This is a genomic window from Bacillus sp. NPDC060175 (assembly GCF_042728695.1).
Taxonomy (GTDB): domain Bacteria; phylum Bacillota; class Bacilli; order Bacillales; family Bacillaceae_G; genus Bacillus_A.
The window spans coordinates 1-9418 of the sequence record NZ_JBHWYR010000120.1 but is presented as its reverse complement, the minus strand read 5'-3'; the positions used below and the strand labels follow the sequence as shown (position 1 = coordinate 9418).

The 9418-nt window shown below is 33.3% G+C and carries 10 protein-coding genes; 9 read left to right on the top strand and 1 reads right to left on the bottom strand.

The features are described 5' to 3' along the window. Positions 1-270 precede the first annotated feature (270 nt). From ACFWDE_RS28640 to ACFWDE_RS28615, 6 genes are all read left to right on the top strand, one after another. Positions 271-1275 carry a DUF1835 domain-containing protein gene (locus tag ACFWDE_RS28640; RefSeq protein ID WP_377896154.1) on the top strand — a complete coding sequence of 335 codons (1005 nt, stop codon included), beginning with the start codon at positions 271-273 and terminating at the stop codon, positions 1273-1275. 147 nt (positions 1276-1422) lie between these two features. Further along, positions 1423-1827 carry a hypothetical protein gene (locus ACFWDE_RS28635; protein ID WP_002110206.1) on the top strand — a complete coding sequence of 135 codons (405 nt, stop codon included), beginning with the start codon at positions 1423-1425 and terminating at the stop codon, positions 1825-1827. 160 nt (positions 1828-1987) lie between these two features. Further along, positions 1988-3223, top strand: a complete 1236-nt coding sequence (locus tag ACFWDE_RS28630; RefSeq protein WP_377896153.1) for a cytochrome P450 family protein — start codon at positions 1988-1990, stop codon at positions 3221-3223. A 267-nt stretch (positions 3224-3490) separates the two neighbouring features. After that, the gene (locus tag ACFWDE_RS28625) at positions 3491-4774 is read left to right on the top strand and encodes an MFS transporter (RefSeq protein WP_377896152.1); all 1284 of its coding nucleotides are present in this window, start codon (positions 3491-3493) and stop codon (positions 4772-4774) included. Beyond that, positions 4764-5396, top strand: coding sequence for a Vat family streptogramin A O-acetyltransferase (locus tag ACFWDE_RS28620; RefSeq protein ID WP_377896151.1), 633 nt, complete (start codon positions 4764-4766; stop codon positions 5394-5396). Before ACFWDE_RS28625 ends, ACFWDE_RS28620 begins: the two co-directional genes overlap by 11 nt. Positions 5397-5465: 69 nt before the next feature. After that, on the top strand, positions 5466-5621 hold the full coding sequence (locus tag ACFWDE_RS28615) for a DUF1540 domain-containing protein (protein ID WP_215581948.1): 156 nt from the start codon (positions 5466-5468) through the stop codon (positions 5619-5621). 102 nt (positions 5622-5723) lie between these two features. Here ACFWDE_RS28615 and ACFWDE_RS28610 read toward each other — a convergent pair whose 3' ends face one another. Further along, a complete protein-coding gene (locus ACFWDE_RS28610) occupies positions 5724-6221 on the bottom strand; it encodes a PadR family transcriptional regulator (protein ID WP_377896150.1) in 498 nt (165 codons plus the stop codon). A 141-nt stretch (positions 6222-6362) separates the two neighbouring features. On the opposite strand from ACFWDE_RS28610, the gene ACFWDE_RS28605 reads away from it, so the two are divergent. From ACFWDE_RS28605 to ACFWDE_RS28595, 3 genes are all read left to right on the top strand, one after another. After that, positions 6363-7577, top strand: a complete 1215-nt coding sequence (locus tag ACFWDE_RS28605; RefSeq protein ID WP_377896149.1) for a cytochrome P450 — start codon at positions 6363-6365, stop codon at positions 7575-7577. 111 nt (positions 7578-7688) lie between these two features. Further along, positions 7689-8267 (top strand): cysteine dioxygenase family protein, encoded by a 579-nt coding sequence (locus ACFWDE_RS28600; protein ID WP_377896148.1) that lies wholly within the window; start codon positions 7689-7691, stop codon positions 8265-8267. Between the two features lie 184 nt (positions 8268-8451). Beyond that, complete coding sequence (locus ACFWDE_RS28595; protein WP_377896147.1) at positions 8452-9303, top strand: Cof-type HAD-IIB family hydrolase; 852 nt, start codon at positions 8452-8454, stop codon at positions 9301-9303. Positions 9304-9418: the final 115 nt, after the last annotated feature.

Here is a 9418-nt window from a genome sequence, read left to right as displayed (position 1 = left end):
CTATATAATTATACATTTAAATAAAAAGATTTAAAAAGTGTTTAAAAATTATTTAGCAACTAATGTGATTTTGGGAGATAAATAAGGAGGAAGAAAAAATATTATAGATCTATAGATTGAGAGGAATATAGAGAAAGCTTTTGTTAAAAACTTAGATGGCTGCAGCAATCTGTGTAATAAACGATTTGATTTTAAAAAGACTTTTAAACATCTGGGCTAAAATGATACACTATAATCTACGTTATTTTAGAAATGAATAGAGGGATTTATATGATAGATAAAATTAAAAATGTTGTAGAGGATATGTATGAAGATGAAGCAAAACATTTACTTCAAAGTATTCTAATACAGTTAGATGTATTAGACGGGAATTATAGCGAAGATATGATAAAAAATTTAACGAGTATCCCTAAGCAATTGACGAGTCATACAACTCAGGAAAAGAATTTAGAAGAAAGCACACACATTCATATTGCCTTTGATGATTCAACTGCCGGATGTTTAAAATATATGTTGAAACAAGAAGGATTACACGAGGAGAGTGTTGTTTCATACTCTGAATTCTTTTCAATTGGTCCCATACATCAATTACATACGAATGAAGGTCAATTAGCAAGGGCACAGTGGTTATTAAATAACTTAACTTCTTATGATTGTTATTTTGAAGAAGAGTATTTACCAAGATTTAAGGATACTTTAGAAGAGCTACATTCAATTCCGAATGAAACACCGATTACCGTTTGGAAGGCGGATAATGCCCATGAGCACGTAGGGCTTTGTTTTGTAATTGCGCAATTAAAAGATAAGAAAAATATTCGTGTTATGAATACTTCTGAAGCGAGTAAAGAAATATTAAAACAAGATTATGATATCCGTGGAACTGGAGAATTATCTCCTGAAAGTTTAGCTCTTTTCCAAAAAAGTTTTGTGGAATTTCCGTATTTAACTGAAGAGAAGCGAATGAAGTTTTCACATGAGTGGGATAGATTATCGCAAAGCATGGAGTTTTTAAGAGTTTGGAAAGACGATGAAGTGCATTCTGTACAAGAAGGTTATTTTGATCAATTCATTATTGAGTGTGCGAAAAATGTAGGAGCAGATAAAGAGTTTTATAAAGCTCCGAGAGTAATAGGTGAAGTTCTTGGCCTTGTGGAGCAATTAGTTGGGGATACTTTCTTAGAGTATCGCTTGAAAGAATTAATTAAGCAAGAAGTATTTGAATATGAAGGTTCATTAGATCAAATGCGTTTTTATAGTGTGAAGTTAATAAAATAAAAAATATATCTTGTTTATAAAAAAGCTCGTATTTTAAAAATACGAGCTTTTTTTCAGATGAATTTAGGCTATACATAAGCTTCCTATGAATGGCGTATCACATATGAATGTTAAAAGGAACAAATGAAAAGAAGGTGATTTGTTAATATGTATAACCAACAAAATTATCCATATGATCAAACGATGTATTATAATCCACAACAATACGGATATGAACCTGATATCGAAGTTAGAGAGGTTGAACTAGAAGATTATAGACCAGATGATGCGGAAGATGCTCCAACGTCACCACCACCGTCACAAGCTCCGTCTTTACCATCCACATTTGCTTCTCCTGCACAAGCGGGCAATATGAAATCATGGATGTGTAACTGTTTAGGGAGATGGGGCTATTTACGTTTACATCGTCCTGGTCCATTCGGAAGAGATTTATGGTTCTTTCCGACAGAAGTAAGAAGAAGTGGGGTATCCGGCTACACTTGGCAAGCTGGTCGCCGCCGCAAAGTAAGTTATCGATATCAACAAATTAGTAATTTTATGTGCTTCGCATAATAGGAAGTGAGAGAGTAGAATAATTTTACTCTCTCACTTTTTTATTTTTCAATATACGAAGTAAGATTTTAATTAAAAATTTACAATTTTCTAGTTTTTATTGAAGTATAATTCAAATGTTGGGTTGATTTACACAAATAATTGAGAGTGAGGGAATGCAATGTCAATAAAAAATAAGGTTGGCCAAAAAATAGAAGATGGCATTAATTTAGCTTCTGCTCAGTTTAAAGAAGATGCTTATGAAATTTATAAAGAGTCGCGAAAAATACAACCTATATTATTTGTTAATAAAGTCGAGATTGGTACAGAATGGCTCATTACAAGATATGAAGATGCTCTGCCACTTTTAAAAGATAATCGCTTAAAAAAAGATCCAAATAATGTTTTTTCTAAAGATACAATGAACATGTTTCTTTCTGTTGACAATAGTGATCATTTAACAACGCATATGTTAAATTCGGACCCACCTAACCACAGTCGTTTACGATCTTTAGTTCAAAAAGCTTTTACAACAAAGATGATTTCACAATTAGACGGAAGAATTCAGAGAGTAGCGGATGATTTAATAAATGAGATAGAGCGAAAAGGTACATTAAATCTTGTGGATGATTATTCATTCCCATTACCGATTATTGTAATAAGTGAGATGCTTGGAATTCCAAAAGAGGATCAAGCGAAATTTAGAATTTGGTCTCATGCTGTCATTGCATCGCCAGAAACACCTGAAGAAATAAAAGAAACCGAAAAACAACTATCTGAGTTTATTACATATCTTCAATATATAGTTGATGTAAAACGGAAAAATCCAAAAGAAGATTTGGTTAGTGCGTTAATACTTGCAGAAAATGAAGGGCATAAACTTAGTGCTCGAGAGCTATATTCAATGATCATGTTATTAATTGTAGCCGGACACGAGACGACAGTGAATTTAATAACAAATACGGTATTAGCACTTCTTGAAAATCCGAAGCAATTACAATTATTAAAAGATAATCCGAAATTAATTGATTCAGCTATTGAGGAAGGATTGCGTTATTATTCTCCAGTTGAGGTGACAACTGCAAGATGGGCGGCTGAGCCGTTTCAAATTCACGAACAAACAATCCAAAAAGGAGATATGGTTATTATCGCATTAGCTTCAGCAAACCGTGATGAAACAGTATTTGAAAACCCAGAAGTATTTGATATTACACGAGAAAATAACCGTCATATTGCCTTTGGGCATGGTAGTCATTTCTGCCTAGGAGCACCACTTGCTAGGTTGGAAGCAAAGATTGCTATTACTACTTTGTTTAAACGGATGCCTGAAATACAAATAAAAGGCGATCGTGAAGATATTAAATGGCAAGGAAACTATTTAATGCGTTCTTTAGAGGAATTGCCTTTGACTTTCTAGAATAGTTAAAATGAGACATGCATACATTGAAAATGTTTTACATAGAGTATGTATGTGTTATTTAAATTCGAAACGGAAGGGTGAAAACATCCCAATGATCAACTAATTCTATTTGCAAGAGATCTTCGTTAAAAAACGAAATATTCTTCTGAATAGGATTAGTATGTACATGTATAGAAAAGGGATGTGTTTCGCACTGCGAATATATAGTCTTTTCATATGATTTGTGCTGCCTCCTGTTCAGAACACGAAATAGGAGGCTTTTTTATGTCGACGACTGTAGAAACGAAACAAAATCATGGGGTATCGGAAGTATTAAAAAATCGATTTGTGCAAGGTATTCTCGCATCGGCATTATTTTTACAAATTGGAATATGGGTTCGAAACTTTGCAGTATTGCTGTATGTAATGGAAATGACAAAAGGTGATGCATTCGCAATTTCCATGATTTCAGTTGCTGAATTTGCTCCGATTTTCATTTTTTCCTTTATTGGTGGAACTTTTGCTGATAGGTGGAAGCCGAGGAGGACAATGATATGGTGTGAAACGTTAAGTTCTATTTCAGTATTCGCTGTATTAATTACACTTATGTTTGGAACGTGGAAAATTGTGTTTTTTGTGACGCTAATTTCTGCAATCCTTTCGCAGTTTTCTCAACCATCTGGAATGAAATTGTTTAAACAACATTTATCGACGGAACAAATTCAATTAGCAATGTCTATATATCAAACGATATTTGCAATTTTTATGGTGTTAGGACCAATTCTCGGAACATTTATTTTTCATAGTTTTGGAATTTATATTTCAATCATCATAACAGGTATCGCGTTTTTACTTGCCGCAGGTGTATTGTTATTTCTTCCGAAAGATCTTGAAAACGAAGCAGCAAAGAAAGATATCACTTTGTTACAGGAAATGAAGGATGGTGTTAAGTACGTCAAAAAGAAAAAAGCATTAACCTTACTTGGTCTATGTTTTATGGCAGCAGGACTAGGTATAGGCTTAATTCAGCCACTAGGTATATTTATTGTGACTGAGCAGTTAGGGTTATCAAAAGAGAGTTTACAATGGTTACTAACAGTAAATGGAGCGGGGATGATTGTTGGTGGAGCTTTAGCGATGGTATTTGCGAAAAACGTTGCGCCGCAAAAAATGTTAATCGTAGGTATGCTAGGCCAGGCTATTGGAATTGGTATAATTGGTTACTCCACAAATTTATGGGTGACACTTACGGCACAACTTTTTAGTGGGTTAGCTCTACCGTGTATTCAAATTGGGATTAATACGCTCATTATTCAAAATAGTGACACGGATTTTATTGGTCGCGTAAACGGTATTTTAAGTCCACTATTCACCGGTTCAATGGTAGTAACGATGAGTATTGCTGGTTCATTAAAGGAGATGTTCTCATTAAGCACGATGTATGAGGGAACGGCTCTACTATTTATAATTGGATTATTGTTTATTTTACCTATATACAATTTAAAGCCAGTAATAGCAGTAGAAAGTGAAATGAATGGTAAAGGAAGTGCTGTGCAACATGAATCCTAATCCAAATGTTAAATACCCAATTGAAGGAAATCAAAACGTTCATTTTATAAAAAATACAATAACGAAATCTAATATACTCGTTGGTGACTATTCTTATTATGATGCGAAACATGGGGAAACATTAGAAGATCGAGTATTATATCATTATGAATTTATCGGAGATCGTCTCTTCATTGGGAAGTTTTGCTGTATTGCATCTGGAGTTACCTTTATTATGAACGGAGCAAATCATCGAATGGATGGATTTTCAGCTTATCCGTTTAATATTTTCGGAAATGGGTGGGAGAAGTTTACACCAGATTTGTCTGATTTACCGTATAAAGGAGATACAGTTGTAGGAAATGACGTTTGGATCGGTATGGATACAACGATTATGCCCGGAATTAAAATAGGAGATGGTGCAATCATTGCAGCGAAATCTGTTGTGACTAAAGACGTCGCACCATATACAATCGTTGGTGGTAACCCTGCAAATAAAATAAAAGAGAGATTTTCAAATGTAATAATAGACGAATTATTGCAGATTCAATGGTGGAATTTCGATATTGAAAAAATAACCGAAAATATTGATTCTATTGTAGGTGCGGATATAGAATCATTAAGAAAGCTAAAAAGAAAATAAAAATGCATAGCAAAGAGTATCATACCTCCGGATTTTGTTAATGATAAAAGAACAAGGAGGTGTGATACTATGGCACAAGATGTACTATGCGAAGTGAATAACTGTAAATTCTGGAGTAACGGTAATAAATGTAGTGCAGATGCGATTTATGTAGTAAGTCATAAAGGAAAACAAGCATCTACAACGGAAGAAACAGATTGCAAAACTTTCGATCCAGAAGTGTAAATTTTTGAAGGGTAGCCAAATCGTGGTTGCCCTTTTATTAATTATAGTATTGATAATAAATCTCATTTTCATTCATTGTTTTTAACTTTTCTTGTTATTTTTTTATATTTTCTTCATAAGTGATGTAATCCAATGTAATTCATGTTCAATACGTGACTTAGTAAATTCAACAACTTCTGTAATAAAAGGTGAGACAACGTCAAGGGATTGGATTGCTGTAAGTTGTTCTTGAAGCACGTTTTGGCGCGTAGTCAAAATTTCTTTTCTAGCCTCGTAATCAAGTTTTTCGAAGAGCGCGATACGCACAAGGAATTCAGCATTGTTTGTCGCAATTTTTTCGGGAAACTCTCTTAGCATTTCATAAAAAATTTCTTCTCCTGTTTCTGTTATGGCGTACATATTTCGGTTTGGTTTTCCGATTTGTTGATGAACTTCTTTCGTTATTGCACCCATATCTTCAAAACGCCGAAGAGTGGGATAAAGCATGTTATGGTTTAATTCAAAATTATCACCTAAACGATTTTGGATATTTTTCTTTATTTCATAGCCGTGTTTTGGTCCTGTCGTTAATTCAGCTAGTAGTAAAATATCAACGTACATAGTAATCCCCCTAATATGTTTCTCAAGTTCTCATTTGAAAATTTCAGCTCTCTATATGTTAAAATAACATATGTTAGTCTATACATCTTTGTAAAACATACCTATCACTTTTTATTGTAAAAGAAAAGGGAGGAAAGAACTATGACTTCACCTGAAAATGTTATTTTAGTTCATGAAATTTCAAAGCTGAAAACAAAAGAAGAGTTATGGAATCCTTATGATTGGTATCAGTATATGAGAGACAATCACCCTGTTTATTATGATGAAGAACAAGACGTATGGAATGTGTTTCTGTATGAGGATGTGAACCGTGTTTTATCAGATTTCCGCTTATTTTCAAGTAGAAGGGAACGTAGACAATTTTCAATACCACCTTTAGAAACGAGAATAAATATAAATTCTTCTGATCCCCCAGAACATCGTAATGTACGTTCAATTGTTTCGAAAGCATTTACTCCTAGAAGTTTAGAACAATGGAAACCCCGTATACAAGCCATTGCAGATGAACTTGTAAAAAATATAGAAAAGTATGATGAAGTTAACATTGTTAATCAATTTGCTGCACTTTTACCTGTTACCGTTATATCAGATCTATTGGGAGTACCAACTACAGACCGTAAACAAATTAAAGAATGGTCTGATATTTTATTTATGCCGTATAGTAAAGAAAAATTTAATGATCTGGATGCGAAGAAAGGAGTTGCTTTAAATGAATTTAAAGATTACCTTCTCCCGATTGTTCAGGATAAAAGATATCATTTAACAGATGATATTATTTCGGATTTAATTCGAGCGGAGTACGAAGGTGAATGGTTAACAGATGAAGAAATTGTAACTTTTTCATTAGGACTATTAGCCGCTGGGAATGAAACAACGACAAACTTAATTATTAATAGTTTTTATTGTTTCTTAGTGGATTCACCTGGAACATATAAAGAATTAGAAGAAGAACCAAGGTTGGTTCCAAATGCGATAGAGGAAGTATTACGCTACCGCTTTCCTGTTACATTGGCTCGGAGGATTACTGAAGACACAAATATATTTGGACCTTTAATGAAAAAAAATCAAATGGTGGTTGCATGGGTCAGTGCAGCAAATTTGGACGAGAAGAAATTCTCACAAGCTTCTAATTTTAATTTACACCGAATAGGGAATGAAAAGCATTTAACGTTTGGAAAAGGTCCTCACTTTTGTTTAGGCGCACCGCTTGCACGTCTTGAAGCTGAGATTGCATTAACTACCTTTATAAACGCTTTCGAAAAAATAGAGTTATCTCCATCTTTCAATTTAGAAAAATGTATATTGGAAAATGAACAAACATTAAAACACTTACCTATTCGCTTAAAAACTCAATAAAACGTTCAGCAAGGTACATTTTTTGTACCTTGTTTTTTATTTCTCAATTGTAAAATTTTAGTGTGTTTTATAGTATGGAGGTGTGTGGAAAAAGAGTAGAGGGGGATGCTTATGTTAACGTGCAATGGGAGTAAGACGTTTCAAACATTTATTAAAGCTGTAACTGATTTAATAGATAGTAATTTATTGGAAGAGCAAATCGTGTGTGAAATTGAAAAATTACTGGAAGAACTTTTAGAAAAGAAAACATGGCTTCCGTTAGAGAAACAGAAAGCGAATTCCGCTCAATATGCACGACACTTACTGTATGAAGATCCATTAAAACGTTTTGAAGTGCTAGCACTTGTATGGAAAAATGGACAAGCTACACCACTACATGATCATGATGGTGCTTGGGGAGTTGAAGGAGTTTTTTCCGGAAGGATAATGGTTCGAAACTTTTTACAAACTAAGCAACTCGGAAATTCACTATTTTATTTAACACATACAGGGAATATTTATTTGGGAGAAGGAGAAACAGATAAAGTAATCCCACCGGCTGATTGTCATATTCTCGAAATTGGTAAACACGAAAGCGTTGTCACTATCCATGTTTACGGAAAGCAGTTAGAAAAGTTTAAAGTATTTATCCCAACTAAAGAAAAAAATGTGTACATTTGTGAGACGAAATATATTACTTATAATTCATAGTGTAAAATGCAGAGCTTTCTTTAAATTAGAAAAGCTTTGCATTTTATATTTTATTTAGTAATATTTCTTGACCTGAAACGCTTTTCATAAATTATAAATAAGAAGTACTTAACGAGCTCAATATGAAAACGATACCTTTTTGTTAAATAGATCTCGTGTATTTATAGAAAGTGGTGAAGAAATAATGAAATTAATAGCAATTGACTTAGATGGGACCCTTCTTTCCGGTAATAAAATGATTAGCAAAGAAAATGCAGAAGCAATTCGAAAATGTCAGGAAGCAGGACATGTTGTGGCTATTTGTACAGGACGTTCGATCATTGATATTGAACGCTTATTGTTAGAAGTTAATTTAGACTGTCCAATCATTGCGGAAAATGGTGCCCTTATTTATACAGATAAGAAAATGATGAAGAGATATCCAATTCAAAATATGCAGGCACTTGAGATTGTAGAATATCTTGAAGAGAATGGCTTGTATTATCAGCTTTATACTAATAAAGGTGTGTATGTACCGGATTATGGCGTAGAGAGTGTGCGTAATGAAATCGAGTATGTGAAGAATACAAAAGAAAATTTCGATTTGAAAGAGTTAGAAACGATTGCTGCATTATATCTTGAGCATACAGCATTTCATAGTGCAGAAAGTTGTAAACCAATTGTAGAAATGGATATACATGTGCATAAACTTTTACCGTTTTCTTATGACATAGAGAAATTAAAAAAATTAAAAGAAACGTTTCTGCATAATACGGATTTAGCTATTACATCTTCCTATTGGCATAATTTAGAGATTAATCATCGAGATGCTCAAAAAGGAAATGGATTATATACTTTAGCAGAACATCTTAATATTCCAGTTGAAAACACTGTAGCAATAGGCGATGGCTTAAACGATGTTTCTATGATGGAGAAAGCAAATATATCAATTGCAATGGGAAATGCAGTTGAAGAAATAAAAGCGATGTGTCAATACGAAACGTTAACAAATGAAGAACATGGTGTCGCACATGCTTTAAATAAATATGTAATGTAATAAAAAAAGAAAAAAAGACTCCAAATAGATTCTTTTTTTCTTTTTATTAGGGGTAAGGTATTCTATGAGATTCATAGAATCCTTATTACACCTCATTATATAGAATATATTGGAA